Source organism: Gluconobacter cerinus (assembly GCF_025961355.1).
GTDB classification, from domain to species: domain Bacteria; phylum Pseudomonadota; class Alphaproteobacteria; order Acetobacterales; family Acetobacteraceae; genus Gluconobacter; species Gluconobacter cerinus.
Genome location: NZ_JAOQNM010000001.1, coordinates 2,392,773 through 2,417,706 on the forward strand (window position 1 = coordinate 2,392,773; position 24,934 = coordinate 2,417,706).

A 24,934-nucleotide genomic window follows, 5' to 3' on the forward strand; every position below is an offset into this window, starting at 1 on the left:
TGGATCATGACACAGACAATCCCTCCGTTCTCTGACCTGTCTTTCCCCCGTCCAGACGAAGCGTCTCTTAAGGCGCGCTACGCGGACATTTCGTCGCTGCTTGATCGCGGGCAGCGCGAAGAGGCTCTCAAGGCTTTTGATGCCGTTCGGCGAGAGTATGAATCCTGGGCCTCCCACGTTCATCTCCAGTTTTCCCACAATACACAAGACGAGACGGCGAAGACGGACCGTGACTACGCGGATCGCCTTTCGCCTGTTGCGACGGACCATGAAGTCATCATCAAGAAGCGTCTGCTGGCAGACCCTGATCGTGCCGGTCTGGAAGCACTCCTGACGCCACATGTGGTTCATCTGTGGGAAGCAGACACCACGACGTTTGATCCCCGGATCAGCACGGATCTGGAAGAAGAAGCGCGCCTGACGGGCGAATACACGGCGCTTCTGGCCTCGGCAAAAATTGCCTTTGATGGCAAGGTTCTGAACCTGTCAGGGCTTGTGCCATACTTGCAGGGGTCGGATCGGGACGTCCGCCATGCTGCTGAGCAGGCACGCTGGGCCTTTTTTGAAGAACATGGCGAAGAACTGGATACGCTTTATGGGCGTCTGGTTGAGCTGCGTGACCGGATGGCGAAAACGCTGGGGTTCGAGAACTATATCGGGCTGGGTTACCGCCGGATGCGCCGGACAGATTACGGCCCGGAGCAGGTGGCATCCTTCCGGGAAAAGGTTCTTAGTTCAGTTACCCCATTGGTTCAGTCACTGCTGGAACGCCGTCGCCTTAAAATGGGATGGGACAAGGTCTGGGCCTGGGACGAGGCACTGATCGATTTGCAGGGAAATCCGGAGCCGGCAGGCGATCATGATCTGCTCGTGGCGCGGGCAGAGAGCATGTTCCGTGCGCTCGACCCCAAAGGCGAAATGGGTGATTTCTACGTTCAGATGCGGGATCTCGGATATCTTGATCTGAAAAACCGGGACAACAAGGCAGGCGGTGGCTTCTGCACCTCATTCCCGACCATTGGTAGCCCTTACATCTTTGCCAATTTCAATGGTACTCATAACGATATCGGCGTGTTTACCCACGAGATGGGTCATGCTTTCCAGAACTGGAAAAGCCGCGATCAGGACTGGGTCGATCAGCTCTGGCCGACCATGGAAGCCGCCGAAATTCATTCCATGGGTCTGGAATTTCTGACCTGGCCGCAGATTGATACGCTGGTTGAAGACGGGGCAGGGGACCGGTATCGCCGGATGCATCTCATCGATGCGCTTTCATTCTTTCCCTACGGTGTCTGTGTCGATCACTTCCAGCATGAAGTGTATGCCAATCCGCAAATGACAGCGGCAGAACGGCACGAGACCTGGGCACGCCTGGAGAAAATGTACATGCCCTGGCGGGACTGGGGCGATCTGGCTTATCCGGCAAAGGGTGGTCGCTGGCAGGCCCAACTCCATATCTATCGTCTACCATTTTATTACATTGATTATGCTCTGGCTCAGTGCTGTGCACTGCAACTCTGGCTTCGTTCCCGTATGAACCGGGAAGCCACGTTCGAGACATATCGCAAGCTGTGCTCGGAAGGCGGCTCCAAGCCGTTCTCACAGCTTGTGGCTGATGCCGGTCTGGTATCCCCGTTTGAGGAGGATGCTTTGGCGGAAGTCGTTCATGAAGCCGAGCAAGAACTCGGAATCTGAGGCAACGCTTCTGGCTCTGAAGGGTAACTTCAGAGCCAGAATGAACGGTTTATCCGCGGCTGTTCCACTCGGAAATCAGGTCAAGAACGGCCTGTGGGGACATGCTGCGCGCATTTCCGAGAGCCTTGGAGCCGTCACCATTCAGGGCCTTTCCATCCGGCGTGACGATAATAACCGTTGGAACAGCCTTGATCGTCACGTCGTATTTCTGGGCCAGATCGAGATTGGTGTTAATGCGCCCGACATTCACCGGGACGATCACAAACTGGCTGTCCAGCCATGCCTTGGCATCGGGCAGGGCAAAAATGCCGGAGAGCATTTTGCAGTCCGGGCACCAGTTGCCGCCGAAATCGAGAAGCACCTTACGGCCCGTTTTGGCAGCGAGCGCAAAGGCATCGCGCACCTGCTCCTGGGCGACGGACGTATCTGGATAAGGTGTTGCGACCGGCGGGGCTGATGTTTCCGTCAGTTTGGGCGCAGGCGTACTTGCAGCCTGTGCTGAAAAAGGTGCGGAAAGCGCCAGACCCAGTCCGGCGGCGGCAAGAAGGGAAACGCGCATAAAAAAGGCTTTCATTGATCGAGTGGTCTGCATCACATAACGCAGTGTCACAGCAAAACGATTAAAGCCTACTTCATTCGGAAGGTCATGCTTTTGATAACGCAACACGGTTCACCCTCATCGCCCTCCGCTCAGCAGGGTGCAGAAGTCAGTATTCTGGAGACACTCTTGAGGACAGTCGTCCTCGTTGGGCTAACCTTGGCGCTTGCCGCCATTTTTCGTTTCTGGGAACCTGCGGTAAAGCTTTCTCAGAAGACTGCGGCGACGCATGCTTGGCAGTCGCTTTACAGCGTGTTTCATATTGAAACGGCGCTCGGGCGGGAACAGCTCATTCTTGTGGGTATTATTCTGTTCTGTTTTGCCGTGGCACTGATTGTTCAGGTGGCTGGGCTTTTTGCTCTTAAGATGATCAGAAACAGATCCTGAAGTCTCAGGCTGAGCGCCGTCTTAGTCCGGACAGTGCTGCAAGAAGCCATGCTAAAATCAGCAAGGTACCGCCATAGGGGGCTATGCGGGCTACTGAGAGTGTCCCGATTTTCAAATCAAAAAGCGCGAAAAGCGTGACGGAGACACAGAAGAGCAGCGTGCCTCCCAGCATCGTCAGACATGCAAGCCGGGCCAGACGTGGCACCAGAAAGGATGCGCCCAGCGAGAGCGCGCAGAGTGCGATGGCGTGCCACATGAGGATGTCCACCCCGGAGTGCAGAACAGCACGACCATTGGGGATGGCAAACATATGGTCGGGGAGGTGAGAGGCAAGCGCCCCGAGAACCACTCCGGATGCGCCTTCGACCGCTCCTGCAATGAAACAGAAGCGGAAGGCACCGGAAAAATCATGCGTGCTAGAATTTGCGGACATGGCCTGAATGTATCATGAGTGGTGCCGAACATGAATGGACCGCTTGAAGCCGGGACCATTCAGCCAGAGTGGCTGGGACATTGTCCTGGTCTCGCAGATGGAAGGAATGTCTCTTCATGACAGTTACTGCACGCTTCGCAGCTCTTGCCTCGATTGCCATGCTGGCAGGATTGAGCGCCTGTAATGCCCCGGATGCACCGCCAGCACCAGCGCTGCCGTCTGCTGCATCAACCTATACGCTTTCGACGGCGGATGCCGCATTTCTTCAGCAGGTCGATGCGATGGATCTGACGCAGGTGAGCATTGCGACACTGGCTGCGACGCATAGCAACAGCGATGTTGTGAAGGCTTTCGCTGCAACGGTGGTCAGTGATCACACGACCAACCGCAAGGCTGTTGCCAAGGTGGCGAGCGACGCCAACCTGACCGTCACTGACAAGCTGAATGCTGGCGACGAGGCGCACGTTGCATCCTTCGGTCATCTGTATGGCGCTGCTTTTGATCGTGTTTTCCTGCGTGAAATCGTGAGCGTTCAGACGCCTGCTCTCAGCAGTGCTCTGACAACGGCATCGCAGTCTGGCGGAACGGCCGATATCAAGACGCTGGCATCAGACACCACGAAGATGCTCAAGGACCACACGACTCGTGCGCAGGACCTGAGCGGCGCGAAGACTGTTAAAGGTCATCATCATCACTTCGGTCGTCACTGAGCTTTAGAGGGCAATTATGACGGGTGTTCGGCTTGATCGTATTGTAACGCGTGGCGGCGATTCAGGGCAGACTTCACTGGGAGACGGAACGCGTGTCTCAAAAGCCTGTCCGAGAATTGAGGCCATGGGGACGGTCGATGAGCTGAACGCTCTACTTGGTTTGCTCGATTGCTCTCTGAGATCAGAGGAAAGTATACGAGATCTTTCCTCTGATATTCGGAAGATACAGTCCTGCCTTTTTGATTTAGGGGCAGATTTATGTATTCCGGACAAAGAACGCCCTCAGAGTCTTACAGTAAAGGCTGTTAGTTGGCTGGAAGAACGCATCGAAGACATGCGTCTTCAGCAGCCGGCGCTTAAAAGCTTTATTCTGCCTGGCGGTTCTCTTGTTTCTGCACATGCCCACATGGCCCGGACTGTTGCGCGGCGCGCGGAACGGCGGATTGTGATTTTGGAGCATGGTCCACAGGAAGGGCTCAGGTTTCTAAACCGCCTTTCTGATTATTTCTTCGTTCTTGCACGTCATGCCAATGCTCACGGAGCAGATGACATTCTCTGGCAACCGGGTCAGTGGCAGTAAAAGAAAGATGAATACAGTCTTATTGTGTTGATGACAGGACATATAAGATCTGATAAAAGAATTCAGTCTGATACACCGGAATGAGTTAGAAACCCGGCAGTGTCGACTTTCATTTCCTTGTCAGGACATGCTTTTTTCTGATCGGCTTTACGCCTTTCAGAGCCTCCGTCATTCTAGGTGGGCATTCTGATCAGGTGACATAGAACAAATTTTATAATTGGTTGAAAAAACGAAGAATGCAGGACGATCAGCAGGTTAGTGAAGACAAACTGCGAGAGGCGCTTGCTCGTCTGGGATCAGGATCTTCCCGTCCCCAGAAGGCGCGTCCCATCACGCCAACAACAGAACGTCGCCGTCGCTTTGTGCGAGATGGTCAGGTTGTTGTTGAGCATCAGGCCAGCCGTGGATTTGCACAGCGTAGCAATGCTCCGAGCCAAGACGATCAGGACGAGATTGAACGTCTTCGTCAGTCTGTAAAGCGTGAGCAGCGTCGCTGGGAAGAAGCCGAGCGTTATCTGGCTGAAGCCCGCACGCAACTCAAAACATATGAAACGCGCGAGGCTCACGCCAAAATCCAGATTACGGAACTCAACCGTCATCTGCGTGAGCATCAGGACCAAATTCAGTCTCTGAAAGCACAGCTTCACCAGTCCCGTGAGCAGGCTGCTGAAGCTGCCCGCCGTTCGCCGCGCCCTGTTGGACGTCCGCGTAAGGAAGTGCAGGACGAAACTGTGGTGAAGAAAGTCGAGAAGGCCGCTGTTGAGGCCCCGGCTGTTCTTCTTGATGAGCCGGAACCTGTTCAGTGGTGGGTAAAGGCCTGAAGTTCAGGCTGTCGGGCGTCTTACAGAGCGCCCGAACCATATCATGATGCCTAAAAACACAGCCCAGCCTAATCCTGACCGAACCATGTCCGGAATGGGCAGGGCCAGTGTTTCCGTGCTGCCTGTGGCACCTACAAGGGCTGCCACGGCCACGCCAACCAGACTTTCTCCCACAATAAAGCCCGATGCGATCATTGTACCCTGTTCTTTTGTGGACTTGCGCAGCAGCCAGCCGAGGCCTGCTCCGATCGCGATCGTCACGGACACGTTGGCCGGCAGGTAAATTCCCATACCAACGGCTAGAGGCGGCAGAGCGAGATTACGTCGCTTCAGAAGAATATCCGCAATAACCAGTACAATCCCGATCACCGCCCCGATTTCCAGCATCAGCCAGTCGAGGTTGTGTGAGAGAATACCTGTCGCGATGGCTGCCATGAGCGCGGGTTGTGGCGCTGCGAGAGCTCGGGTCGGATCCATATCCGCACGCGGCATCGCTCCAACAAATCCGTAGGCCTGATAAAGTGTCTGCAAGACCCATGGAATAACCACGGCACCAACAGCGCACCCTATGAGGAGAGCAACTTCCTGCTTCCAGGGAGACGCTCCAACCAACTGTCCGGTCTTGAGGTCCTGCAGGTTATCATTTGATACGGCAGCAGACGCCGTGATGGCAGACAGTACGAATAATCCGAATGCAATAACCGTCGGGCGTTGGTCGGGCGAAAGAACGCCGCCACTTTCCAGTCCCCAGAGTGTGACGGAAATGGCAATGATCGCGATAATTCCGACGCCCGAAATCGGGGAAGACGATGATCCGATTATGCCCGCCATATAACCGCAGGCACTCGCAACCAGAAAGCCGAGACCGAAACAGGCGCCCAACCCCAGAACAACGAGCGTCACAAGGGATGCACCGTGTGGCATTGCAGGCCACAGGAACTGGGTAAACAGTCCAGAAAGAACGAGAGCCAGCCCGATGCTCAGGCCGATCAACGTGCGCGGCGCGAGATCCAGATCGCTCTCATCCTGTGACGCGCGATGCTTAACGGACAGAGATTCTTTCAGTCCGATCGCAACAGGTTTGGCCAGTGCGAGCAGCGTCCAGATTGCGGCAACAGCAATTGTTCCGGCGCCGATGAAGCGCACTTTATGAAGCCACAAACCTGTCGCCGCGGCCATGGGGTCCGCGGCCGGGTTCAGATACCCCAGAATGGGAACCATGACGCCCCAGCCCATCAGAACACCCAGTAGCATGGCAATGCCACCGCCGATGCCGACAAGATAACCCGTTCCCAGAAGTGCGAGGGAGAAGCTGATATCCAGACGAAACACGGACGCGCCGAAGCTGGTAGCGGCCGAAACGCCGTCGGACAGTAGCCTGAGCCCTGATGTCGCCAAAGCAACGGCAGCAGAGACAAGGCTTCCTTTTGTCAGGTAGCGTAGGCTCTCGGCATCGCCTTCAGGGGAAGAGGCTCTCAGGATTTCAGCGCAGGCTGTGCCTTCCGGATACGGGAGGTCAGAATTCTTCACCAATGCTCGACGCAGCGGGATCGTGAAGATGACGCCGGTCATGCCTCCTGCAAGTGTTAGGAGGAGTGAGACAAAATATGGAAATTCGTGCCAATACCCGACCATGATGAGGCCAGGCAGCGCTGCGAAGACGCAGGAGAGTGTTCCTGCCGCAGAAGCCTGCGTCTGCACCATATTGTTTTCGAGCATCGTCCCGCCGCCCATCAGGCGGAGTACGGCCATTGAAATGATGGTCGCGGGAATAGAGGAGCCAAAGGTCAGGCCGATCTTCAATCCCAGATAGACGTTTGCTGCCGTGAAGACGACGGTGATCAGGGCACCCAGAATGATGCCCCGCAAGGTCAGTTCGCGGCTGTCCATAAGTTTCATGGTGGGGCGATCCTGTGATGTCGCGTTGTTTTTTCGGGCATTACGCTGCGGAGGCCCGCACCGCAACCATTCATCAAAAAGCAAATGACAGGCTGGACTGATAATAGAGCCCGCTTTTTGCCCCGGCATTTTTCAGATCATGCGATGCCGCAAACCAGGCGACGACATGTGTCCAGTTCCAGTGTCGGGATACGGCCCATGTCAGCAGACCATTAGGGGCTACACCGATGAAGTGGCTGCGAAACCTGGGGAAATTATAAGCTGAACTGATTGAATAGACGGAAGACGCTGTGGTTTCCCTCCATAGAATCGGGACTTTGATCCGCAAAGACACCTTACCGTAGGACCCCACGACGATGGGGGACAGATTGATCAGGTTCGCTGCGCCAATGTAGCCCGTATAGTCCAGATACGGATTTTGCGGGGCAAATGGCGCACTGTAAGTCCCGACTGTTCCGGTACGACGGTTTTCATTGCCGCCGGAATAGACGTCCGTCTGAATTCCGAAGAAGGGTTTGAGAGGCAGATTGGAACGTCTGTATCCCAATGTCGTATTCACGGAATAAGCAGAGACCTGGCGCCGGGCAGTGGTTCCGTATTGTGTGAAATTGCCTTGCTGCCACAGGACGCCAATGGCGTATTCCAGTTGCTGGGCTGTGCCGTACCACCGAAAACCGAAATTGTTACGATTTGTCGCGCCCGTTACGGAGCTGATTTTGCTCGCACTGACCAGTGGGACAGAGCCTGTCTTTCCACCAAGATGAAAGCCAATCCAGAACAGATCGAGATAGGACTGAACACGCTGTTGGCCCAGATGAAACGCCGGGACGTCAAAGGTTGTGTTGAAGCCATAGAGGCGCGTGTTCCAGTCCTGCGTGTCGTGGAACATGGCCGTTGGGGTGATGTCTGTCGCAACGAAGTCATAGAGATCGAACCGGACATGTGGAAAAATCGCGTAAGCGCGCGGTCCGTTCCAGGTAATCTGGATATTCGGGGGTTCCCGGTCATACAGGACATAGGACGGCGCATCGAGAAACTGCTGCCTTCCAAACATCAGGCCCGTCTTTGCTGTGCCAATCGTGCGTTTGTATTCGATAAAAGCCTGATGCAGGTCCAGACGCTTACGGTAAGTGCCACCATAGCCATATCCGTTCCAGCCTGCGGCCGTACCGTTTACGAGCTGCGCGAAGATACGCCAGTGTTCTCCGATATGAAGGTCGGCTCCCAACATATTGCGCGTGACGAAGCGACCTGAACCGGAGTGGGTATTCGTCCCCAGCATCGGATAGTCATTGTACCAGTTGCGGAGGCGGGTGCGTTCGGAGAGGGACAGCCAGATTGTGCGTTCACTGTTCAGAGCAATGAACTTCAATGGATCGAAAATGTCGCTCTGATGGCGTTTGTCACGCAGATATGACCAGTCTTCCGCCCATGGCGCGACACCATAGCGTCCGACAGGCCCAAAGCCCGCGCCTTCGCCGTTGCCGCGATTGAATCCACCCCATCGGGGCTGGCGTCCGATCGGCGCCACATTCTGGCTCGGCGTCAGGCGGCGTGGTTGTTCCAGAAACCCTGCATGAGGAAAGTTCTGGATTTCCGGACGTTCTGAGTGATGGACCTTGATCCTTTCTTCTTTCGATGCCGAAACGTCAGGAGTCGCAGAAAAGGCTGAAGACCCAAAGCCTGCCAGGCAAGCCAGGGTCGTTTTCAGCGTAATCCGGATTTTGACGTCAGGTGAAAGAGAAGGAAAAAGGCCCTTACTGCGTCCGGCCACGGAACTTTACGACAGGGAGGTGCTGCTGATTGTAAGTCAGCTCATCCTTGGTCAGCTGATAGCCGATTTCGAGCGTGTAGGGATTTTCCTGAATATTTTTGGATGCAGGAAGATCAACAAGGCGCAGATCCGTACGAACAGACTGGTTGCTGACATTCGGTTCCAGCTTGAATGTGTCCGTGAAGACCTTCTTATCCACAATTTTTCCGTCACGCATGATGACGATGAAATAGGGGACGTCGATGGTGCCGGTCTTGGAGGCAGGTCCTCGCGTCAGGTTCATTGCCAGACTGACGCGGGTACGAATCATCTGCTGGTCTTTGGGGCCTTTGGGGCCACGTTCGCAGTCCCCTGAAATGGCGGTGAGCTGTGCGTGGCTGACCAGATTTCCGATGTCCGGATCTTTGCCGTCATAGACAAACCGGTCTGCTGCGGCGCTGGGAATATCCGTGACCGGGCATGTGGGGGCAAAGAAGCCCGGATTGGATTCGTCACATCCCGCGAGTGTTGAAATCGCGACGACGGCAAAAGCCGGGACAAACAGGGACGTGGCAAGGCGCCGAAAGGCTGGCATCTGCTGTAGAAACTCCCACAAAGCGGCCCGGACGTTGCGACATGCGTCAATCCGGTCGATACTGGTCCTACATATCGAACTCCGCCCGCTTGGGGAACACCATGTCAGATCAGACAACTCTTGCACCTGAAGGTGCTGCACACCAGAAGACGCTCCGCGTCCTGCTGGCCGGGCCTCGCGGCTTCTGCGCCGGTGTGGATCGTGCCATCCGTGTCGTTGAAGAAGCGCTGCGCCGTTATGGCGCGCCCGTCTATGTGCGTCACGAAATCGTCCATAACCGTACTGTGGTTGAAGGACTGGAGGCCAAGGGCGCCATTTTCGTTGAGGAACTCGACGAAGTGCCGCCCGACGGGCATGTCGTTTTCTCAGCGCATGGCGTGCCGAAGTCAGTTCCAGCCGAAGCGCAGCGCCGCAATCTGCTGTACCTAGATGCAACGTGCCCGCTGGTTTCCAAGGTGCACCGTGAAGCAGAGCGCCATTTTGCAGGTGGTGGCCCAGAGCAGCTCCATATTCTGATGATCGGTCATGCCGGCCATCCGGAAGTAGTGGGCACAATGGGCCAGCTTCCGCCAGGCGCTGTCACGCTCATCAACGATGCTGAAGAAGCCCGTACGATCCAGCCAAAGGATCCGGCGAAGCTGGCCTTCATCACGCAGACGACGCTGTCCGTGGATGATACGGCTGAGATCGTCGATATTCTGCGGACTCGCTTCCCGCTGATTGAAGGCCCGAAGCGCGAAGACATCTGCTACGCGACGACCAATCGTCAGGAAGCTGTGAAGGCCATTGCGCCGGAAAGCGATCTGGTGATCGTGATCGGTTCGCCGAACTCTTCCAATTCGCAGCGTCTGCGGGAAGTAGCCGAGCGTTCTGGTGCCCGCCGTGCACTGTTGGTGCCGAAGCTGGAAAATCTGGACTGGTCTGTGCTGGAAGGCGTTGAAACGCTGGGCATCAGTGCGGGGGCGTCTGCTCCGGAAAGCCTGGTGCAGGAAATGGTGACGGCGCTTGCTGCGAAGTACACGCTGAAGATCGAAGAGCGAATCATGAAGGAGGAAAACATCAATTTCCGTCTTCCAGGTCCGCTTGCTGGTGAGGACAACTGAGTCTTCATGGCCGTCTATACTGAACTGGCGGCCGAGGCGCTTGAAGCGTTTCTTGGCACATATGACATCGGTGCCCTGGTTTCTTTCCAGGGCATTGCCGAAGGCGTCGAAAACAGCAACTTCCTCCTCCAGACCACGGAAGGGAAGTTCATCCTCACGCTCTTTGAGCGGCGGGTCAAAGCGTCTGACCTTCCATGGTTTCTGGGGCTGATGCAGCATCTGTCGGGGAAGGGCATGAATTGCCCGCAACCCGTACAGGCAAAAGACGGGATCGCTCTCAGGGTATTGGCAGATCGGCCTGCGGCGATCACCACGTTCCTTCCGGGGCAAGCTGTCCCTCAGATTACGGCATCTGCCTGTCATGCACTGGGACAGGTTCTTGCGACATTCCATAAGCTGGGGCAGGACTATACAGCGGAACGCCCTAATGGGCTGTCTGTGGAAGCCTGGCGCCCACTCCTTGAGAGCTGTCAGGGCAGTGGGGATGACCTGCTGCCGGGTCTCACGCAGGAACTGTCTGAGGCGCTGTCATGGATTGAAAAGTCTTGGCCTGCTGCGGGCAGTTTGCCTCGTGGGCAGATCCATGCAGACCTCTTTCCCGATAATGTCTTCTTTCAGGGCGACCAGGTCTCTGGGCTGATCGATTTCTATTTCGCTTGCACGGACCTGTTTGCTTACGATCTGGCGATCTGTCTGAACGCTTGGTGTTTTCGCGATGAGAAGGTTTTCGAACCGGCTTTCGCTCACGCCATGATCGAAGGTTACGAAAGCGTCCGCAATTTAGAGGTGGCTGAAAAGGAAGCTTTGCCAGTTCTATGTCAGGGGGCTTCAATCCGGTTTCTGCTGACGCGCCTCTACGACTGGATCAATACTCCGGCTGACGCATTGGTGACCCGCAAGGACCCACTGGCCTATCTGGGGCGTCTCCGACATTTCTCAGGTGTCGCCCATGTCTGATGCGAGCGCGGATCAGCTTCCGGTCGAAATCTGGACGGATGGTGGTTGCAAGCCCAATCCCGGCCCAGGAGGCTGGGGAGCACTGCTTTGCTTTAAGGGCAAGGAGAAGGAGCTATGGGGCGGCCATCCGGAGACGACCAATAACCGCATGGAACTGACGGCTGCGGCTGAAGCTCTGGAAGCTCTGAAGCGGCCGTGTCGGGTCACTTTGCATACAGACAGTGAATACCTTCGGAACGGTATCACGCGGTGGCACAGTGGTTGGGTACGGCGGAACTGGCGTAATTCAGCTGGTGATCCTGTTGCCAACATGGATCTGTGGCAGCGCATTCTCGATGCGGCCAAACCTCATGAAATCGAATGGCTCTGGGTGAGGGGACATTCTGGTGATGTGAACAATGAACGTGTGGATGTATTGGCAACCCGGGGGCGGGAAGAGCTCTGAAAAAGTCATGTTTTCTGCGGGTTACTGAAGAAAGTTCAGAAAAATGCAGAAATATGAAAAAAGGGGCTTTACCGACCCCGGCGGTTGGACTAAATACCTCCTCACCGGTCCCGAATAGCTCAGTTGGTAGAGCAAGCGACTGTTAATCGCTGGGTCGTAGGTTCGAGTCCTACTTCGGGAGCCACTCTTTCTTCTTGAAAGAATTGGTTCGGTACAGTGAAAAGCCCCTTACGGGGCTTTTTTCATATCTACTGTACTGATTGACCATCACCGGAAGCTCGATGCCGTTCCGGTGATGAGTTCGTGGGATCTGCTCAGAGTTCTTCTGGTCTGACGTCTTCCAGGCGATCCAGTGCCCACAGGCTGGGAAAAAGACGAATCCATGTTGCCGCGACAAGAATTGTTCCTACGCCGCCTGCGATAACAGCTGCTTCTGGCCCGATGGCTGTTCCCAGCATTCCGCTCTCAAATTCGCCCAGCTGGTTGCTGGAGCCGATGAACAGCGAATTTACAGCAGAGACCCTTCCGCGCATGGCGTCTGGTGTAGCCAGTTGAATGAGTGAAGACCGGACGACAACACTGATGACGTCTGCTGCTCCTAGAACCATCAGGGCGACGACTGATATCCATGTGATGTGCGAAGCGCCGAACACAATGGTCGCGATTCCAAAAACAATCACGGAAACAAACATCGTAATTCCAGCACGGCCCCCAAGTGGATGGCGAGACAGCCAGGCCGATGTAAAGAGCGCTCCGAGGGCGGGGGCTGCGCGCAGAAAGCCTAGCCCTATTGGTCCCACATGGAGAACGCTATCCGCATAGACTGGGAGCATGGCAGTGGCGCCGCCAAGAAGAACGGCAAACAGATCCAGGGAAATTGCACCAAGAAGGTCGCGGCGTCTGTTTAGAAAACCAAGACCCGCAAATACAGAGGCGAACGTTACAGGTTCTTTTGATGCGACCTTATGGCGCAATTTCAGAGCCAGCGTTCCTAGAAACGCCAATGCGAATCCAAGCGTTGCAAGGCTGTAGCAGATGACTGATCCGAGCCCGTAGAGAAGGCCGCCCAGGCTGGGTCCCACAATGGATGCCGTCATGAACAGCGAAGACATCAGGGCCTGCGCTCTGGGCAGAAGCTGAGGGGGGACAATCGCTGGAAGAAACGCCTGCTGGCACGGCATCTCGAAGCTGCGTAACGTGCCGTAGAACGCTGCAAAAGCGTACACGTAGGCCGGGGTCAGGCAATGCATAGCTGCGATGGCGGCAAGGGCACCCGTGCTGAGCACTTCCAGAATTTGGCAGATCAGCACCACGCTACGACGATTAAAACGATCCGCGACGTGTCCGGAGATGAATGTCAGGGGAACCATCGGTAGAAACTGTGCAAGGCCCAGATAGCCCAGCGATGATACGCTATGGGTCAGAGCATACATCTGCCAGCCGATGGCAATTGTCAGCGTCGTAGCAGAAAGCTGGGAACAGATTCGGCTGATAATCAGTGGGCCGAGGCCGGGAAGGGCCCGTAATGCTGGTTCAATCATTCAGGCACATTAGTCACTTCCGGCGTGCAAGTTTATTGCAAAATTCCGAGCCGGAAGGCAGATGAGAGACATGAATGCTACATCCACACCCAAACCCGTAACGTACGCAACCGTCACCTGGGACCAGCTCCATCGTGACGCCCGTACTCTTGCTGCGACGCTCATGGAAAAGCACGGTCCGTTCCGCGGTATCGTTGCGATTACGCGTGGTGGCCTGATCCCCGCAGCTATTCTTGGCCGTGAAATGGGCTGCCGCCTGATCGAAAGCGTTTCTGTTATCAGCTACGCTGGTGAAGAAGGTACGCAGCACCAGCCTAAGGTTGTGAAAGCACCAACCGCCGCAGGTGACGGTGAAGGCTTCCTGATCGTCGATGATCTGGTTGATTCCGGCATTACGGCTCAGTTTGTGCGTGAAATGCTGCCCAAGGCTGTTTTTGCCTGCCTGTATGCCAAGCCGGACGGAAAACCGCTGACCGATCACTATGTCACGGAAGTCGCTCAGGACACCTGGGTGCTGTTTCCGTGGGATACGGCACCACTTTTTGTGCCTCCGCTCGTAAGAAATGAAAAAGATTGAAAAAACCCTATTGCGTCCGGAACTTATACCACCTAAGTTCCGCCTCGGTTCGGGGCGTGGCGCAGCCTGGTAGCGCGCCTGTTTTGGGTACAGGAGGCCCCCGGTTCGAGTCCGGGCGCCCCGACCAGTCTTTGAGGTTTCTTTACTGCGCCCTTAGCTCAGTTGGATAGAGCAACAGCCTTCTAAGCTGTGGGTCGCTGGTTCGAATCCAGCAGGGCGCGCCATTTAGCGCCACTTTCGCCCTGCTAGGTTTGCAAAAGTTTGCAGATGGTTTGCAATGGCTATGGGTAGGTTCTCAAACCGTTCACATCAGCCGGCCGCGCGTAGCAGCAATCGAAACAATCTTAGACGTCTCGCGCATCTGATGGCGCTCCCAAACTTCCATTCCTGCGACAGCTACTTCCGTCCGTCTCGGCAGATACGTGTCGATGATGCGCTGGCAGTAATCGATTGCATGTCCAGATATGGCAGCAATTTGTGGCGTCGTTGCTCCAGCTTCTGCCAGGCGAACAATTCCCGTCCTTCTCAGATCACGACGCTGCCGGTGATTCGCGGCAAGTTCATCCTTAACCTGTTCTCGTGTCGCGCCACCTTTCAGCAGCTGACGCGCGTAAGCGTAGGCAAGCCGCTTCATGACGGCATCCCAAGCGCGGGCAAAATTTCGCGGTGCCCAGACTTTTCCGGTCGGGCTAGGGACAAGAAGCTTCTGCGTAGCTGGACCGATTCGGACGGCAATGACGCTTTCAGAAGAACGTTCAGCTTCAATATCTTCCAAGCGCTTCTTAATGTGCGGCTCCAGGCGCGCATGTACTGGAACGTCAATCAGTGCGCCGGTTTTTTCTTGGCGCAGTGCGATGAACATACGGCCGCTGCGGATCGAGATGCGGCTGTCATCCATGGTCAGCACGTCGCCTGGTCTCTGCACGGTATAAAGCAGGAGCAGGTATGCCAGCTGAAGAGACGGGCGCGCGCGTTCCAGGAACGCATCTTCCATCTCATAGCTCCAGATCTCGCTACGCTTCGTCGTGTGCTGCCGTTTGAATCGTTCAGCCACGTTTGCGTCAATGATCCCCGCATCCTTCGCACGGCCGAGAAGCATCTGGAGAAGAGAAAGAACCTGATCGGCCTTGCGCGGCGTTGCGCTCAATCTTTCCCGGATTGCCAGGACATCTTGTCTTGTGATGGCACGGGCAGGGTGCAGACCCCAATCCTCGCGCATCTTGTCCAGGTAGTTCCGGTACAGGTTGCGCGTTCGTGGCGACAGGCTCCGGTAGGCTTCCGATTCAAGATAATCGATAATCAATGCGCCAATGGTACCCGGATTAAGTCCGGCCGCCTGCAATGGCGACAGGTTTTCCAAAGAGGCAAGCGCTGCCTCTCTGTTGTGGCCCAGAAATTTCCGAGTCTGTCGGTCGTAAAAATACTCAATGATGCTGCCGTCGGCGCGTGTCTTGCGCACGACGTTCAGCCCTGTTCTGCGTGAGCGTGGCACTCATATTCTCCGCAAGAGGTGATGAAAAGCCGGGCTTCGCAGGAACGGTGGCGCTGGTTGCAGCCGGCGCCACCACTCCAATTCCTGAATCCCGATCCGCGTAGAGGTCCAGCAGTTTGCGGTCCCACGTCAAGCGGCCGCCTTTGCCGCCACGGATCCGTGGGGGTGGCCAGACGCCAAGTGAAACTTCCTGATTGAACGTGGTGATGCCAATTCCGACATAAGCCGCGGCTTGTTCACGGGTAAGGAAACGCGGCTCAATCATGCCGGGTCTCCTGCATGCTCGGCTGTTTGAAGCATTACAGGTGGATGTGAGTGCGTTCCCCAGACCCGCAATTCCACCGATCCGCCATTGTTAAGCATTTTCAGCTCGTCTGGCGTTGGCTCCCACCGCGTCACGAGGCAGTTATCAACCCGACGCGCAAAGAGATCTCGCACACCATCACGGCCGCCGCGCAGAACAACGTCAGATCCTTCGATGTTGAGCGGGACCATTACGCCTCTCCTCCAAGCATGAAGCAGAGGCGAGTCTTCTTCAGTTCATCGGTGGCATCCGTCAACGCTTTTAAACGCTTATCCTCATGCTCCAAACTCTCCTTTTTTACTGCCTTCGAGTATTCTTCAGAAGTTTCAAGTAATTTGGTAAGCCGAGAAATTTCCTCTTTCAAATAGTCAATATTGAATGGCCGCAAGTAAAGAGGTTGATATTTATCTATCCCAAGATCATTCAGAGGGGTTCCGTCAAAGTTTACTATCCGAAATCGTCCTTTTGGACCTTCTAATATAAGGCCACATTTAGCATCGCACTCCTTGGAATCTCGGGCTCTCTGTGCCGCCGCGCCTCGGGCTTCGGCTTCTTGGATCATTGCCCGCGCAAGCAACCGAAAGTTATGTTCGGCCTGTAATCCTCCAAGATGATAGGTCAGGGCATCTTCCTGTGCATCACGCGATCGGAATGCGTTTTGTTCCGTGTTCTTGGTCATTTCGTGTCTCCTTCCATGGCTGGCATTGCCCATTCCGGAATGACGAATGAATGTTCAGAGCCCGGATCGCGTCCCCGATTAGGCATAATGACGCCGCCCGCATCCGGACAAAGCGGTATTTCTAGAACGGCAGGAAGGCCGGCTGGCTGGGCGGTTAGACGAACCGGGAAGTTACCTTCTTTCGTGTATGAACGAACGGCATGTGAGGCTCTGGCGAGCTGCTTTGTTGGAATTTCCAACCATGGGCAGACCTCGGCGCGTGCCTTTTCTGCCAATACGTCGCGCCAGTTTGGAAACTCACGTTCGGCTGGAAGGGCAGAGACAAAACCTCGCTCCATAGATGTGCCGGTACGGTCTAACGCTTCCCAGACAAACCAACGTGTCCCAGGTGCGCGATCCAGAGCCGGATCAGCCTCAAATGAAACAGAGCGAACGTCCCATTCCCGGCAAATGTGGATCAGACGTGCAGTCTTCGACCAGTCCAGTGTGAAGGCCTCAAAGGCCGGATCACACAGAAAGCTGGACCGGGCGTAAAGCATCATCGCGCCATCAGTGGCGACGCAGACGGCACGGCCGCCGTGATATTCCACGCGGATGCCGCGCAAATTTTCACGCACACACCTGCTATCGACGCCGTAGGAGACGAAAGCCAAGGCGCGGCCTTCGACATGAATGCCTTTCATAACGCCAGCTCCGGTGTGTGGCCTTCGTCCAGGCGTGCTTCACCGGGTCCGAACGGACGGGCCCAGGCGATGATGGTTCCACGTTGCTTGATTGCTACGGATGAACCTTTCTGGGCCGCCCAGGACAACGCATGCTTGCTGGCCATAAATTGCGAGTGAAAGCGGCTGACGATCACGCCCTTTGCGTCGCAGATCCCGAAACGTGGCTTCGGTGCTTGGGTCATCCCGCATTTTCCTTTGTGCAAGTGACGCGGCGAGAGCTGATCCATCTCTCAATTTCAGATTTCTCGTAAGCAAGCCTGCGTTCACTTAATTTGATAAAGGCCGGCCCTGTTCCTTCCTGCCTCATGGTCTGAAGAGTTCTACGACTGAGATTCAGGATTTTTGCTGCCTCGATCTCGTTGATGAGGTTCGACATATTCTCGCTCATGGGTGCCTCCGGAGAGGTGCGCCCATGGTGATGCCCCGCAGACACTGAACCTGCTTCCAGCAATGAGCAGCAAGTCGAGCTGCGTCGATCTCAACGATCGGAACGACCGTTACTGGGCGGCAATCCCCTGCGGCTGGCTCCGGGAAATCAGGAACGCTTTCGGGTAGAAGGTTCAACGTCAAAAGACGGGACAAGCCAGCGGCAAAATCGTCGGCGCAGCGCTCCCAGATCTGGGCCATGCGCTCGTCGCCAAGTCTGGCGTTGCGGGCTGCAAGATTGCGCGTTCCGGTCAGACGGTCCTGTAGGCTCCGTGCCTGATCGTGGACGTCTGGTTCAATGCTGTCCTGCAGGAAGCGGTCAAAGCCGCTCTGGGTTCGTGTGTGCTGCAGGAGTGGGTGTCTGGACGACATGTGTTCTCTCCGTCGCGTGGGGCGATGAAGAGATTAATCCAACATAACGTTGGATTTGTAAACAACATAATGTTGGATATTGTTCTTGTTATGTTCTCATTGAACTAATAAACGAGAGCTCGCATCTCAGTTCAATGAGTAAATTGCGAGGTTTGCGAGTGCTTAGGAGAAAGAGAATGAGTTAGCCTCAATCTTCTGAGACGAATTATATGAGGGTACCACCATAAATGCCCTGTGAACGTCTCTTGGATCAAAACCATAAGAGACAATTAGTTGAATGAATACAGAAAACATTTTCTTAATGGCGGCAGTTTCGTCGGTGCTAAAAGCTTTGCCAAATGGATCGCTTGAAGAAAAATCCTCCAAAGTTTTAATGTCTTCCCAGAGGCCCACTTCAAGCGTCTTCTCCTGACGATCAAATACAATGCCATAAAGACTTGTGTCAGACATCTTAAGCCGCCTTATCAATATCTCCGGCAATCAGTCCGTTGAGATTGACGCCTGTAATTAAGTGGATTTGAGCCAGTACGCTTAAGGGTGGCTCGCGAGTGCCGCGCTCATAAGTTGAGTATCGTTCAGCTTCTAAACCGAGCAGTTCAGCGAACTCTTTGCGGGTAAGTCCAGGGCGGCCGATCTCGCGACCGAATGCTTCTCTAAGCATGCTTAAACGTGCCGAGAAGGCAGATCTGATGCTGGATGCTGAGATTTTGATCTGCTGTGCCATCGAGGCATTTTGCAGGCATGGCGTCGCAGAATCACGGAACAATTTGCACTGGACAAATCCAACGTTATGTTGGATCATTCCGTCATGAACCTGATTGATGCCTTCCTGACGCAGGAAAAAATGTCCGCCAGAGCGTTGGCAGAAAAAGTGGGCGTATCTGCGGAAACAGTTCGCCTTTGGCGGATTGGCAAACGACGTGTCTCAATTCGAAATATAGCGGCATTTTGCGTGGTTTCTGGCATGCGCCCCGAGCAAATCAGGCCAGATATTTTTCTCAAAATTCCGGAGAAAGCAGCATGAAAATCATCCATGCCGTCATCCGTAAACTGCGTCCGCGCGCCCGTCATCCGGATGGTGTCCGGAATACAGAAAAGAATGACTTCTTAATGATGGCACGTAAATGGAGCGGCAATTCCTCGTCATCCGCGGATGATCTCCGGCATGTTCTAGAGGTGATTCACACTATTGGTCGAAGCGGAGGTTCAGTATGAACCGTCATGTGCTTCCTGCTCCGTGTGATGAAGTGTGGTTCGAGCCTCTTGGCGGTCCGCTCACCGATGAATCATCCCTACGCATAATATTTGCCAAGCCTGTCAGGGGAACAACGATCCGATTGCAGATCGCCGTTGGTGAAGAACTGATTGTCTTACATCTAAACCAGATTGCTCAGATCAAAGGCCGACAAGTCTTTGAAGCCAGTGCAGTGCATTTGGAAGGTGTTCAAGACCAGTCGCCACAAGATCCGTTGTTCCAGCCTTCAGGGCCGCTTCGGGGAGGGCTTTAAGATGTTCCTTGAGAACCGACTTTGTTTCTTCAGGCTCGTCCAGGTCATCAATTTTCTTGTTAATGAGTTGACGCAGGGTAGCGGCGTCAAATCTTACGGTAATAACCGAAAGAATTGCGTGAAGCCCTCCGTCATCAGCCAGAAAATCAAGTCCCTTGGCAGTGATGATGGGATAGCCCCAGCCCATACCATTTTCACCCATCCACTCCTGAATGTGGGCGATGCAGAGTCCGTGCTCGTCCAAATACAGGAGGTTCGCCAGAACAGTCTTAGGCTGCGTGGCATATTCAGGAGGAGGCTGATTACAACGTTGCGGATAAGCATCTGCCAAGGAGCGCAGCAGACGAAATTGCATTTCGCGGTCAAGTTTTGCGGGCAGATGCCAGTCTTCGCTTTGTCCCATGTTTCACCTTCACTGAGCCTTCGCAGTTCCATGATGGGCAATAACGGTCTGGGACGCGAGACCTCTGTCAAGATTGGCGGTGTGGCATGAGCGTTCTGGCAATCAAGACCGCTACGCAGGCTGCGATCCGCGAAGTCGGAAGCCTGGACGCCGCGGCATCAATCGCTCGCGTGGGCCGATCACAGCTCTCCGAATATCAGAGCCGCAATTACCCGGCCGTTGTTCCGGTGGATGTGGCGATCGTCCTGGATGAGTTCGCGCAAGCGCCGCTGATCCTGTCTGCAATGGCGCAGGCGGAAGGTTACTCCATCGCCCCGATCCATCTTGGAAAAGGCGACGTTGCCGAGATCATGGAAAGTGTCGCGATCAAATCCGGGTCCACAATGGCGACAACGGTGCGTGTGCTGGCGGACGGTATTGTGACGGTGGATGAGGCGCATGACCTGATCGCGGATCTGATTGATCTGCAGCGTGTCGTCGCTCATGCCTTGCACGTCGTCCAGGGGCACGCAAAAGGAGGGCCGCGTTAATGACTCGTCCTTCTTTGGATTATGACCGGCTTGCTCCTGCTGTTCGTCGCTTGCATGCGGGTGGTTCGTCGGTGCGTGCAATCGCAGAGTACGTTGGAATTTCACCGCGTAGCGTTACCAGCATGATCGTCCGGCTGGATCTCCCGCGCCGTCGTAAATCGACTTCCGTGCGTCGTCGCGTTTCACGGGCTGCGCTTCCGGTCGGTGCTGGACTGGAGGTCGCCCGTGTCTGAGTTGCTTGATCCCTTCCAGTTTTTTACAGAATTGAAAAAAGATATCGCCGCCGCTGGCAATCAGAGCCGTTACGCCGCGAAAATCGGTGTGGCGCACACGACCGTTTCTGCCGTCCTTCATTCCGAGCGTAACCCATCCCCGGAATTTCTGTCCGGCGCGGGTTTTGATCGTCTGGTGCGCTATCGCCGTCTGCGTGGCGGCATTCATGCGCCGCTGATCAACGGAATGGATTTTTTTACAGAAGTGAAAAAACAGATCCGCGAAGCCGGGTCTCTGACAACCTTCTGTGCCCGCCATAAGCTGCCGATTGGCAGTGTTTCCAATTATCTGAATGACAGCCGTCGTGCGTCCGATGCCCTTGTGAAGGCTGTCGGTTATGCGCGCCTGACGCGGTACCGCAGACGCGCTGTCCGGAGTGCTGCGGCATGAGTGGTGACTTTAATCCGGGTCTGTTTGGCGGGGCCATGCGGTCGGTTCCGAACAACACGTCCTGTGAATGTGCACTTCTTGGCTCTGTTCTCATGCACTCCAAGAAGACCATGGAAGCCGTGGAGGAAATCCTGCGGCCAGAGCATTTCTATGATCGCCTGAATGGCGTGATCTATGAAAAGGCTCTGATGATTTACAATGAAGGGCGAACCGTCGATCCTTTCACGATCATCCGCCATTTCGAGCATCCTGATCTCGATCTCTGGGGCGAGGTCGATCCCAAGGTCTATATCAGCAAGCTGGCCACCGCTTATGTCAGTGACCGGCTTGCTTATGACTACGCGCGGGAAATCCGTGAAACGGCGATGCGTCGTGACCTGATGGCGCTTTGTCAGCAGACATCTGATGCCTGCTGCAAACCGGAAGACCAGAAGGCAGAAGAGATCCTTGAAGGGCATGAAGCGGCCCTGATGCAGCTGGCTTCGGGCAATACGGAAACCCAACCGAACGTCACCTTCCATGAGGCCCTTTGCACGGCCGTCACGAAAGCAAAAGAAGCCGTTGCGCGCGGCTCTGCGCTTGCAGGTCTGTCGTGGGGATACAAGTCGCTGGATCGTCTGACGAACGGTCTTGTCGGCGGGAATATGTACGTCCTCGGCGCGCGGCCTGCCATGGGCAAGACCTCCCTCGGGTTGGGCATCGGGCTCCGGATCGCGTCCAACGGTGCCCGGGTCCTGTTCTGGTCGGGTGAGATGACGGCTGACCAGCTCGGCGCGCGCGGTGGTGCGGCCAAGAGTGGGTTGAACCTGCGATCGGTCTTTTCAGGGCGTCGTTGGGATGTTCCTGAGGAAGCCATGACGGGCGAGCAGCCACCGCTGGAAGACTGGCAGTGGGCCGCGCTCAATCGTGCCTGTGACGCGGCTTATCATCTGGCTCTGGAAACAGACACGCGCGGGGGCTTGTCGGTTGCGATGTTGCGGTCACGTGCGCGGCGTATGAAGCGCTCCAAGAAAGGTCTCGATGCGATCGTGCTGGATTATGTCCAGCTGATGCGCGGATCGCCTCGTGTGCGTGGTCGCCTGCGGTACGAAGAAATGACCGAAATCAGCAATGAGCTGAAGGTTCTGGCCAAGGAACTGGATGTGCCGGTCATTGTCCTGGCGCAGCTCAACCGTGAATCAGAGAAGCGCGAAAACAAGCGTCCGCAGATGCAGGATCTCCGGGATACCGGCGCTCTGGAGCAGGATGCTGATGTCATCGGCCTTATTCATCGCGAGCACTATTATCTCAAGAAAGAGGCCTCATCCGGTGAGCTGACGCGGCGTGATCGGGAAAGTCCTGAGCAGTTCAGTCTGCGCTGTCAGGAGTTCAATGATCGCCTGGATAAGGCGCGGGGCAGGGGTGACGTGCATATCGTCAAGAACCGTCACGGCCCGGAAGGCCGCTGCCGGATGCTGTTCGATGATGAGACCACCTGGTTCCGTGACGAAAGTGAAGATCCGCGCAGCCCCGCATGGGGCCGTGAACTGGCAGACGCCTGATGAGCAGTCGCCAGCGTCCTGGAAAGCATGCGCGGTCGGTAATGTCCGATCGTCGCTGGCCGCTTCTGTCGCTGGCGGCGCGCGCTTTGTGGCTTGGCAGCACGGACGTCGGGGATGTTGTCCCGGCTGTTCGTGCGCCTGGTCGTACAGGCGTCTCTGTCGAAGATTATGCCCGCTACCTGGCCACGGACACGGATGTCGTCCGACTGGCTGTCGGTGAGTTGGTCCAGTGCGACGTCATGGAGCCGGTCGGTTCCGGTTTCCGTCTCAAATCCTACTGAGTTTCTAGGTTTTTTATCCCGCCCTTGCTGCGGGTTCAGGAGTTTCTGACGTGAAGATCAGCGCAACACATCGCACGCAGCTCGCAAAGATCGCCCTGATGCAGGTCGAGAACCTTGCGCTGAATGCCCTTGATGCCGTGATGGTTCTGTCATGGGTGCGGCTCTGCACCTATTTGATCCTGAACTGCCCGGACGGCGTCCTGAACGTGTCGTTCCCTGGTGCATTGTCTGCGCTCGCCCGCACCAAGGTTTTCTGCGACGAAAACCTAATCGAAACCTACCTGAAAACCTACGCGGAAACCCAACTGATAACCTGGGATCAGCAGGCGAAAACCATCAGTCTGCCGTCTGATCTTGGGGCGACGGCTCGCCAGATCGCATCCCGTGAGAACGGAAGAAAAGGCGGAAGACCGACGGGAAAAGCCAAGAAAGGAAAGGTTCAGGACAATCGTCAGAGCAGCATCATGCTGCCGATTTCAGGAGGCAAAGACGTGGCGCAGGAAAACCTAGAAAAAACCCACCCTACACGTACGCGCGCGGAAGCTAAGCTTAGCTTTAAATCTTCTTCAGAAGATAAGCTTAAGCTTGATGCAGCATTCAATCGCATTGGACCCAAGGCCTATGAGGCGGCTGATCTCGATCCGGCGCGCGACATGGGAAATTATGGCATTGCCCGGCAGTGGTGTGCGGATGGTCTGGCCAAGGGACTGACGGAAGCGGAGATTGAGCGGCTGGTCCTGTTCGTGGTTCGCGAAGTCTCGGCGCGTGAACGGGCCAAGGGCAACGGCATCAGCTTCGGGTATTTCCACAAGGCCGTCACGCAGGCGATTGCTCGTGGCGATGTGCCGGAAGAACCAAAGACATTGGACCAGCTCAAGGGTGAGCGTGCCTGGGAAGAGGCTATGGCAGACTACAACCAGCGTCGTGCCTGTGGCGAAACAGGCCTGCGTCGTCCGGAATTGGCTGATTTCATGGGGCAGGTGGCAGCATGAAGCGTCGGCATCGCATGGACCTGTCGCATGACGTTCCGAAACAGGTTGCTGAATGGATGGATGAGGCCGCTCTGACACTTGCTGCGCTGCCTGCCCACGGTCTGCGTCCTTCTGGGGCTCGTGGCTTTTGGCCTGACATTGTTCCAGATGAAGAGGATCTGGAATGGACGCGTGACAGTGACATCCTGCCACCACGGCCAACGCCGGATGACGTGTCGAGAATGGACCTCGTGTTCTCCTGGCTAACGTTCCTTGGCGAGCGGAATGAGAATCGCGAGTTACGGCTTGTCGTGCAGCTTTACATGCGTGTGCATCCGATCTCAGGGAAACACCTGCTGTCATGGGAGAAAATCGGCAGAAAACTCGGCATTGGACGCAATACAGCGCAACGCCGCTACCTGACGGCCTGCTGCCTGATTGCAGAAAAAATACGAACCGGACAAATTCCGGTTGACCGTTTGGACCAAAATGCGCAATTTTCAACGTCATAGTTGCGAGGCGTGCATCCGGAAGGGTTCACGTCTTTTTTTATGCCTGCTCGGGAGGTTGAAATGCCACGTCTCAAGTGCGTTGGATCAAGCCTTCAGACGGTTGATACCCGCATCGCCAAGCCTCTCCCGAAACGGGCAGAGGCTTTTTATTTGTCTCGTCCATGGCGCCAGCTGATGAGCCGGCTTCTGAAAGAGCGTGGTCGCGTCTGTCAGGACTGCGGGCGATCGGACTGTCGGATCTTCGGGGATCACCGACATGAGCTGAAGGACGGCGGTGCTACCCTCGATCCTGCCAATATCGTCCTGCTCTGCGGCTCCTGCCACAGCAGGAAGACGGCCAAGGCAAGGGCAGATCGCAACCGGATGCGTCCGGACTGATCATGAGAGGATCGAAAACCCTCTGAAAATGGCTGAAAACCGCCAGTTTTCGTAT

Annotated in this window: 36 protein-coding genes and 3 tRNA genes; 22 read left to right on the forward strand and 17 right to left on the reverse strand. The window is 55.6% G+C overall.

The window, feature by feature from the left end; translation table 11 throughout:
• The first annotated feature begins 6 nt into the window (after positions 1-6).
• Positions 7-1,695 (forward strand): M3 family oligoendopeptidase, encoded by a 1,689-nt coding sequence (locus M2305_RS11090; protein WP_264649370.1) that lies wholly within the window; start codon positions 7-9, stop codon positions 1,693-1,695.
• A gap of 49 nt (positions 1,696-1,744) precedes the next feature.
• On the opposite strand, the gene M2305_RS11095 is transcribed toward M2305_RS11090, so the two are convergent.
• On the reverse strand, positions 1,745-2,269 hold the full coding sequence (locus M2305_RS11095; protein WP_369826510.1) for a thioredoxin family protein: 525 nt from the start codon (positions 2,267-2,269) through the stop codon (positions 1,745-1,747).
• Positions 2,270-2,341: 72 nt separating this feature from the next.
• Here M2305_RS11095 and M2305_RS11100 point away from each other — a divergent pair, with 72 nt between their 5' ends.
• Positions 2,342-2,680, forward strand: a complete 339-nt coding sequence (locus tag M2305_RS11100) for a hypothetical protein (RefSeq protein ID WP_086633637.1) — start codon at positions 2,342-2,344, stop codon at positions 2,678-2,680.
• Between the two features lie 4 nt (positions 2,681-2,684).
• On the opposite strand, the gene M2305_RS11105 is transcribed toward M2305_RS11100, so the two are convergent.
• Entirely contained in the window at positions 2,685-3,113 is a 429-nt protein-coding gene (locus M2305_RS11105) for a DUF423 domain-containing protein (RefSeq protein ID WP_264649371.1), read from the reverse strand.
• Positions 3,114-3,229: 116 nt separating this feature from the next.
• Here M2305_RS11105 and M2305_RS11110 point away from each other — a divergent pair, with 116 nt between their 5' ends.
• The 3 genes from M2305_RS11110 to M2305_RS11120 all read left to right on the forward strand — a co-directional run bounded on the left by M2305_RS11110 (position 3,230) and on the right by M2305_RS11120 (position 5,224).
• Positions 3,230-3,823 carry a DUF4142 domain-containing protein gene (locus tag M2305_RS11110; protein WP_099212111.1) on the forward strand — a complete coding sequence of 198 codons (594 nt, stop codon included), beginning with the start codon at positions 3,230-3,232 and terminating at the stop codon, positions 3,821-3,823.
• A 16-nt stretch (positions 3,824-3,839) separates the two neighbouring features.
• Entirely contained in the window at positions 3,840-4,403 is a 564-nt protein-coding gene (locus M2305_RS11115; protein ID WP_064273085.1) for a cob(I)yrinic acid a,c-diamide adenosyltransferase, read from the forward strand.
• A gap of 236 nt (positions 4,404-4,639) precedes the next feature.
• Positions 4,640-5,224, forward strand: a complete 585-nt coding sequence (locus M2305_RS11120) for a hypothetical protein (protein ID WP_046901350.1) — start codon at positions 4,640-4,642, stop codon at positions 5,222-5,224.
• A gap of 3 nt (positions 5,225-5,227) precedes the next feature.
• Here the strand turns inward: M2305_RS11120 and M2305_RS11125 are convergent, their stop codons facing one another.
• The 3 genes from M2305_RS11125 to M2305_RS11135 form a co-directional block, all read right to left on the reverse strand.
• Positions 5,228-7,123 carry an OPT family oligopeptide transporter gene (locus M2305_RS11125; protein WP_264649372.1) on the reverse strand — a complete coding sequence of 632 codons (1,896 nt, stop codon included), beginning with the start codon at positions 7,121-7,123 and terminating at the stop codon, positions 5,228-5,230.
• A gap of 73 nt (positions 7,124-7,196) precedes the next feature.
• Complete coding sequence (locus M2305_RS11130; RefSeq protein ID WP_264649373.1) at positions 7,197-8,897, reverse strand: alginate export family protein; 1,701 nt, start codon at positions 8,895-8,897, stop codon at positions 7,197-7,199.
• The gene (locus tag M2305_RS11135) at positions 8,881-9,471 is read right to left on the reverse strand and encodes a hypothetical protein (RefSeq protein WP_064273425.1); all 591 of its coding nucleotides are present in this window, start codon (positions 9,469-9,471) and stop codon (positions 8,881-8,883) included. The genes M2305_RS11130 and M2305_RS11135 overlap by 17 nt, the downstream gene beginning before the upstream one ends.
• 101 nt (positions 9,472-9,572) lie before the next feature.
• Here M2305_RS11135 and ispH point away from each other — a divergent pair, with 101 nt between their 5' ends.
• The 4 genes from ispH (at position 9,573) to M2305_RS11155 (ending at position 12,160) form a co-directional block, all read left to right on the forward strand.
• Entirely contained in the window at positions 9,573-10,574 is a 1,002-nt protein-coding gene (gene ispH / locus M2305_RS11140) for a 4-hydroxy-3-methylbut-2-enyl diphosphate reductase (RefSeq protein ID WP_046901354.1), read from the forward strand.
• A gap of 6 nt (positions 10,575-10,580) precedes the next feature.
• Positions 10,581-11,531, forward strand: coding sequence for a homoserine kinase (locus M2305_RS11145; protein ID WP_264649374.1), 951 nt, complete (start codon positions 10,581-10,583; stop codon positions 11,529-11,531).
• Positions 11,524-11,976 (forward strand): ribonuclease HI, encoded by a 453-nt coding sequence (gene rnhA, locus M2305_RS11150; protein WP_046901356.1) that lies wholly within the window; start codon positions 11,524-11,526, stop codon positions 11,974-11,976. Before M2305_RS11145 ends, rnhA begins: the two co-directional genes overlap by 8 nt.
• Before the next feature lie 108 nt (positions 11,977-12,084).
• A tRNA-Asn gene (locus M2305_RS11155) sits at positions 12,085-12,160 on the forward strand.
• A gap of 130 nt (positions 12,161-12,290) precedes the next feature.
• Here M2305_RS11155 and M2305_RS11160 read toward each other — a convergent pair.
• Positions 12,291-13,517, reverse strand: coding sequence for an MFS transporter (locus M2305_RS11160; RefSeq protein ID WP_064273089.1), 1,227 nt, complete (start codon positions 13,515-13,517; stop codon positions 12,291-12,293).
• Between the two features lie 61 nt (positions 13,518-13,578).
• Between M2305_RS11160 and gpt the strand changes: the two genes are divergently transcribed.
• The 3 genes from gpt (at position 13,579) to M2305_RS11175 (ending at position 14,318) form a co-directional block, all read left to right on the forward strand.
• Positions 13,579-14,094, forward strand: a complete 516-nt coding sequence (gene gpt / locus M2305_RS11165; RefSeq protein WP_086633629.1) for a xanthine phosphoribosyltransferase — start codon at positions 13,579-13,581, stop codon at positions 14,092-14,094.
• A 50-nt stretch (positions 14,095-14,144) separates the two neighbouring features.
• Positions 14,145-14,221 (forward strand) — tRNA-Pro (locus M2305_RS11170).
• Positions 14,222-14,241: 20 nt separating this feature from the next.
• Positions 14,242-14,318: transfer RNA gene (locus tag M2305_RS11175), tRNA-Arg, on the forward strand.
• Between the two features lie 80 nt (positions 14,319-14,398).
• Here M2305_RS11175 and M2305_RS11180 read toward each other — a convergent pair.
• The 10 genes from M2305_RS11180 to M2305_RS11225 form a co-directional block, all read right to left on the reverse strand.
• Complete coding sequence (locus M2305_RS11180) at positions 14,399-15,586, reverse strand: site-specific integrase (RefSeq protein ID WP_264649375.1); 1,188 nt, start codon at positions 15,584-15,586, stop codon at positions 14,399-14,401.
• Positions 15,519-15,851, reverse strand: coding sequence for a DNA-binding protein (locus M2305_RS11185; RefSeq protein WP_203547545.1), 333 nt, complete (start codon positions 15,849-15,851; stop codon positions 15,519-15,521). The genes M2305_RS11180 and M2305_RS11185 overlap by 68 nt, the downstream gene beginning before the upstream one ends.
• A complete protein-coding gene (locus M2305_RS11190) occupies positions 15,848-16,081 on the reverse strand; it encodes a hypothetical protein (protein ID WP_264649376.1) in 234 nt (77 codons plus the stop codon). Before M2305_RS11190 ends, M2305_RS11185 begins: the two co-directional genes overlap by 4 nt.
• Complete coding sequence (locus M2305_RS11195) at positions 16,081-16,569, reverse strand: hypothetical protein (protein WP_264649377.1); 489 nt, start codon at positions 16,567-16,569, stop codon at positions 16,081-16,083. Before M2305_RS11195 ends, M2305_RS11190 begins: the two co-directional genes overlap by 1 nt.
• Positions 16,566-17,252 carry a hypothetical protein gene (locus M2305_RS11200; RefSeq protein ID WP_264649378.1) on the reverse strand — a complete coding sequence of 229 codons (687 nt, stop codon included), beginning with the start codon at positions 17,250-17,252 and terminating at the stop codon, positions 16,566-16,568. Before M2305_RS11200 ends, M2305_RS11195 begins: the two co-directional genes overlap by 4 nt.
• The gene (locus M2305_RS11205) at positions 17,249-17,476 is read right to left on the reverse strand and encodes a hypothetical protein (protein ID WP_264649379.1); all 228 of its coding nucleotides are present in this window, start codon (positions 17,474-17,476) and stop codon (positions 17,249-17,251) included. Before M2305_RS11205 ends, M2305_RS11200 begins: the two co-directional genes overlap by 4 nt.
• Positions 17,473-17,682 carry a helix-turn-helix transcriptional regulator gene (locus M2305_RS11210; protein WP_264649380.1) on the reverse strand — a complete coding sequence of 70 codons (210 nt, stop codon included), beginning with the start codon at positions 17,680-17,682 and terminating at the stop codon, positions 17,473-17,475. The genes M2305_RS11205 and M2305_RS11210 overlap by 4 nt, the downstream gene beginning before the upstream one ends.
• Entirely contained in the window at positions 17,679-18,092 is a 414-nt protein-coding gene (locus tag M2305_RS11215; RefSeq protein ID WP_264649381.1) for a hypothetical protein, read from the reverse strand. The genes M2305_RS11210 and M2305_RS11215 overlap by 4 nt, the downstream gene beginning before the upstream one ends.
• Positions 18,093-18,254: 162 nt before the next feature.
• Positions 18,255-18,542 carry a hypothetical protein gene (locus M2305_RS11220; RefSeq protein ID WP_264649382.1) on the reverse strand — a complete coding sequence of 96 codons (288 nt, stop codon included), beginning with the start codon at positions 18,540-18,542 and terminating at the stop codon, positions 18,255-18,257.
• 1 nt (position 18,543) lies between these two features.
• On the reverse strand, positions 18,544-18,816 hold the full coding sequence (locus M2305_RS11225; protein ID WP_264649383.1) for a helix-turn-helix domain-containing protein: 273 nt from the start codon (positions 18,814-18,816) through the stop codon (positions 18,544-18,546).
• Positions 18,817-18,900: 84 nt separating this feature from the next.
• Here M2305_RS11225 and M2305_RS11230 point away from each other — a divergent pair, with 84 nt between their 5' ends.
• A complete protein-coding gene (locus M2305_RS11230) occupies positions 18,901-19,116 on the forward strand; it encodes a helix-turn-helix domain-containing protein (protein WP_264649384.1) in 216 nt (71 codons plus the stop codon).
• Positions 19,113-19,307: a hypothetical protein gene (locus tag M2305_RS11235; RefSeq protein WP_264649385.1), complete on the forward strand. Its 195-nt coding sequence runs from the start codon at positions 19,113-19,115 to the stop codon at positions 19,305-19,307. The genes M2305_RS11230 and M2305_RS11235 overlap by 4 nt, the downstream gene beginning before the upstream one ends.
• A 180-nt stretch (positions 19,308-19,487) precedes the next feature.
• Here the strand turns inward: M2305_RS11235 and M2305_RS11240 are convergent, their stop codons facing one another.
• On the reverse strand, positions 19,488-20,003 hold the full coding sequence (locus tag M2305_RS11240) for a hypothetical protein (RefSeq protein ID WP_264649386.1): 516 nt from the start codon (positions 20,001-20,003) through the stop codon (positions 19,488-19,490).
• Positions 20,004-20,089: 86 nt separating this feature from the next.
• On the opposite strand from M2305_RS11240, the gene M2305_RS11245 reads away from it, so the two are divergent.
• Genes M2305_RS11245 through M2305_RS11280 form a run of 8 tightly spaced genes read left to right on the forward strand, consistent with a single transcriptional unit; the run spans position 20,090 to position 24,879 of the window.
• Positions 20,090-20,533 carry a hypothetical protein gene (locus M2305_RS11245; protein WP_211501793.1) on the forward strand — a complete coding sequence of 148 codons (444 nt, stop codon included), beginning with the start codon at positions 20,090-20,092 and terminating at the stop codon, positions 20,531-20,533.
• Positions 20,533-20,766 (forward strand): helix-turn-helix domain-containing protein, encoded by a 234-nt coding sequence (locus M2305_RS11250; protein ID WP_264649387.1) that lies wholly within the window; start codon positions 20,533-20,535, stop codon positions 20,764-20,766. The genes M2305_RS11245 and M2305_RS11250 overlap by 1 nt, the downstream gene beginning before the upstream one ends.
• Complete coding sequence (locus tag M2305_RS11255; RefSeq protein ID WP_264649388.1) at positions 20,759-21,196, forward strand: hypothetical protein; 438 nt, start codon at positions 20,759-20,761, stop codon at positions 21,194-21,196. Before M2305_RS11250 ends, M2305_RS11255 begins: the two co-directional genes overlap by 8 nt.
• Positions 21,193-22,737, forward strand: a complete 1,545-nt coding sequence (locus M2305_RS11260) for a DnaB-like helicase C-terminal domain-containing protein (RefSeq protein ID WP_264649389.1) — start codon at positions 21,193-21,195, stop codon at positions 22,735-22,737. Before M2305_RS11255 ends, M2305_RS11260 begins: the two co-directional genes overlap by 4 nt.
• Positions 22,737-23,018 (forward strand): hypothetical protein, encoded by a 282-nt coding sequence (locus M2305_RS11265; RefSeq protein WP_264649390.1) that lies wholly within the window; start codon positions 22,737-22,739, stop codon positions 23,016-23,018. Before M2305_RS11260 ends, M2305_RS11265 begins: the two co-directional genes overlap by 1 nt.
• 50 nt (positions 23,019-23,068) lie before the next feature.
• Complete coding sequence (locus tag M2305_RS11270) at positions 23,069-24,010, forward strand: hypothetical protein (protein WP_264649391.1); 942 nt, start codon at positions 23,069-23,071, stop codon at positions 24,008-24,010.
• Complete coding sequence (locus M2305_RS11275; protein ID WP_264649392.1) at positions 24,007-24,501, forward strand: DUF6362 family protein; 495 nt, start codon at positions 24,007-24,009, stop codon at positions 24,499-24,501. The genes M2305_RS11270 and M2305_RS11275 overlap by 4 nt, the downstream gene beginning before the upstream one ends.
• Positions 24,502-24,561: 60 nt before the next feature.
• Entirely contained in the window at positions 24,562-24,879 is a 318-nt protein-coding gene (locus tag M2305_RS11280; protein ID WP_264649393.1) for an HNH endonuclease signature motif containing protein, read from the forward strand.
• The last annotated feature ends 55 nt before the right edge of the window (positions 24,880-24,934 follow it).

Bases quoted from the DNA above. Each gene is read 5' to 3' on its own strand.
- M2305_RS11220 (WP_264649382.1), bottom strand. From the start codon at position 18,542: ATGTCTGACACAAGTCTTTATGGCATTGTATTTGATCGTCAGGAGAAG.
- M2305_RS11120 (WP_046901350.1), top strand. From the start codon at position 4,640: ATGCAGGACGATCAGCAGGTTAGTGAAGACAAACTGCGAGAGGCGCTT.
- M2305_RS11145 (WP_264649374.1), top strand. From the start codon at position 10,581: ATGGCCGTCTATACTGAACTGGCGGCCGAGGCGCTTGAAGCGTTTCTT.
- M2305_RS11230 (WP_264649384.1), top strand. From the start codon at position 18,901: ATGAACCTGATTGATGCCTTCCTGACGCAGGAAAAAATGTCCGCCAGA.
- M2305_RS11240 (WP_264649386.1), bottom strand. From the start codon at position 20,003: ATGGGACAAAGCGAAGACTGGCATCTGCCCGCAAAACTTGACCGCGAA.
- M2305_RS11095 (WP_369826510.1), bottom strand. From the start codon at position 2,269: ATGAAAGCCTTTTTTATGCGCGTTTCCCTTCTTGCCGCCGCCGGACTG.
- M2305_RS11265 (WP_264649390.1), top strand. From the start codon at position 22,737: ATGAGCAGTCGCCAGCGTCCTGGAAAGCATGCGCGGTCGGTAATGTCC.
- M2305_RS11185 (WP_203547545.1), bottom strand. From the start codon at position 15,851: ATGATTGAGCCGCGTTTCCTTACCCGTGAACAAGCCGCGGCTTATGTC.
- M2305_RS11205 (WP_264649379.1), bottom strand. From the start codon at position 17,476: ATGACCCAAGCACCGAAGCCACGTTTCGGGATCTGCGACGCAAAGGGC.
- M2305_RS11190 (WP_264649376.1), bottom strand. From the start codon at position 16,081: ATGGTCCCGCTCAACATCGAAGGATCTGACGTTGTTCTGCGCGGCGGC.
- M2305_RS11235 (WP_264649385.1), top strand. From the start codon at position 19,113: ATGAAAATCATCCATGCCGTCATCCGTAAACTGCGTCCGCGCGCCCGT.
- M2305_RS11200 (WP_264649378.1), bottom strand. From the start codon at position 17,252: ATGAAAGGCATTCATGTCGAAGGCCGCGCCTTGGCTTTCGTCTCCTAC.
- M2305_RS11110 (WP_099212111.1), top strand. From the start codon at position 3,230: ATGACAGTTACTGCACGCTTCGCAGCTCTTGCCTCGATTGCCATGCTG.
- M2305_RS11105 (WP_264649371.1), bottom strand. From the start codon at position 3,113: ATGTCCGCAAATTCTAGCACGCATGATTTTTCCGGTGCCTTCCGCTTC.
- M2305_RS11260 (WP_264649389.1), top strand. From the start codon at position 21,193: ATGAGTGGTGACTTTAATCCGGGTCTGTTTGGCGGGGCCATGCGGTCG.
- M2305_RS11195 (WP_264649377.1), bottom strand. From the start codon at position 16,569: ATGACCAAGAACACGGAACAAAACGCATTCCGATCGCGTGATGCACAG.
- rnhA (WP_046901356.1), top strand. From the start codon at position 11,524: ATGTCTGATGCGAGCGCGGATCAGCTTCCGGTCGAAATCTGGACGGAT.
- M2305_RS11210 (WP_264649380.1), bottom strand. From the start codon at position 17,682: ATGAGCGAGAATATGTCGAACCTCATCAACGAGATCGAGGCAGCAAAA.
- M2305_RS11250 (WP_264649387.1), top strand. From the start codon at position 20,533: ATGACTCGTCCTTCTTTGGATTATGACCGGCTTGCTCCTGCTGTTCGT.
- gpt (WP_086633629.1), top strand. From the start codon at position 13,579: ATGAGAGACATGAATGCTACATCCACACCCAAACCCGTAACGTACGCA.
- M2305_RS11115 (WP_064273085.1), top strand. From the start codon at position 3,840: ATGACGGGTGTTCGGCTTGATCGTATTGTAACGCGTGGCGGCGATTCA.
- M2305_RS11160 (WP_064273089.1), bottom strand. From the start codon at position 13,517: ATGATTGAACCAGCATTACGGGCCCTTCCCGGCCTCGGCCCACTGATT.
- M2305_RS11100 (WP_086633637.1), top strand. From the start codon at position 2,342: ATGCTTTTGATAACGCAACACGGTTCACCCTCATCGCCCTCCGCTCAG.
- M2305_RS11245 (WP_211501793.1), top strand. From the start codon at position 20,090: ATGAGCGTTCTGGCAATCAAGACCGCTACGCAGGCTGCGATCCGCGAA.
- M2305_RS11280 (WP_264649393.1), top strand. From the start codon at position 24,562: ATGCCACGTCTCAAGTGCGTTGGATCAAGCCTTCAGACGGTTGATACC.
- ispH (WP_046901354.1), top strand. From the start codon at position 9,573: ATGTCAGATCAGACAACTCTTGCACCTGAAGGTGCTGCACACCAGAAG.
- M2305_RS11225 (WP_264649383.1), bottom strand. From the start codon at position 18,816: ATGGCACAGCAGATCAAAATCTCAGCATCCAGCATCAGATCTGCCTTC.
- M2305_RS11215 (WP_264649381.1), bottom strand. From the start codon at position 18,092: ATGTCGTCCAGACACCCACTCCTGCAGCACACACGAACCCAGAGCGGC.
- M2305_RS11275 (WP_264649392.1), top strand. From the start codon at position 24,007: ATGAAGCGTCGGCATCGCATGGACCTGTCGCATGACGTTCCGAAACAG.
- M2305_RS11125 (WP_264649372.1), bottom strand. From the start codon at position 7,123: ATGAAACTTATGGACAGCCGCGAACTGACCTTGCGGGGCATCATTCTG.
- M2305_RS11090 (WP_264649370.1), top strand. From the start codon at position 7: ATGACACAGACAATCCCTCCGTTCTCTGACCTGTCTTTCCCCCGTCCA.
- M2305_RS11135 (WP_064273425.1), bottom strand. From the start codon at position 9,471: ATGCCAGCCTTTCGGCGCCTTGCCACGTCCCTGTTTGTCCCGGCTTTT.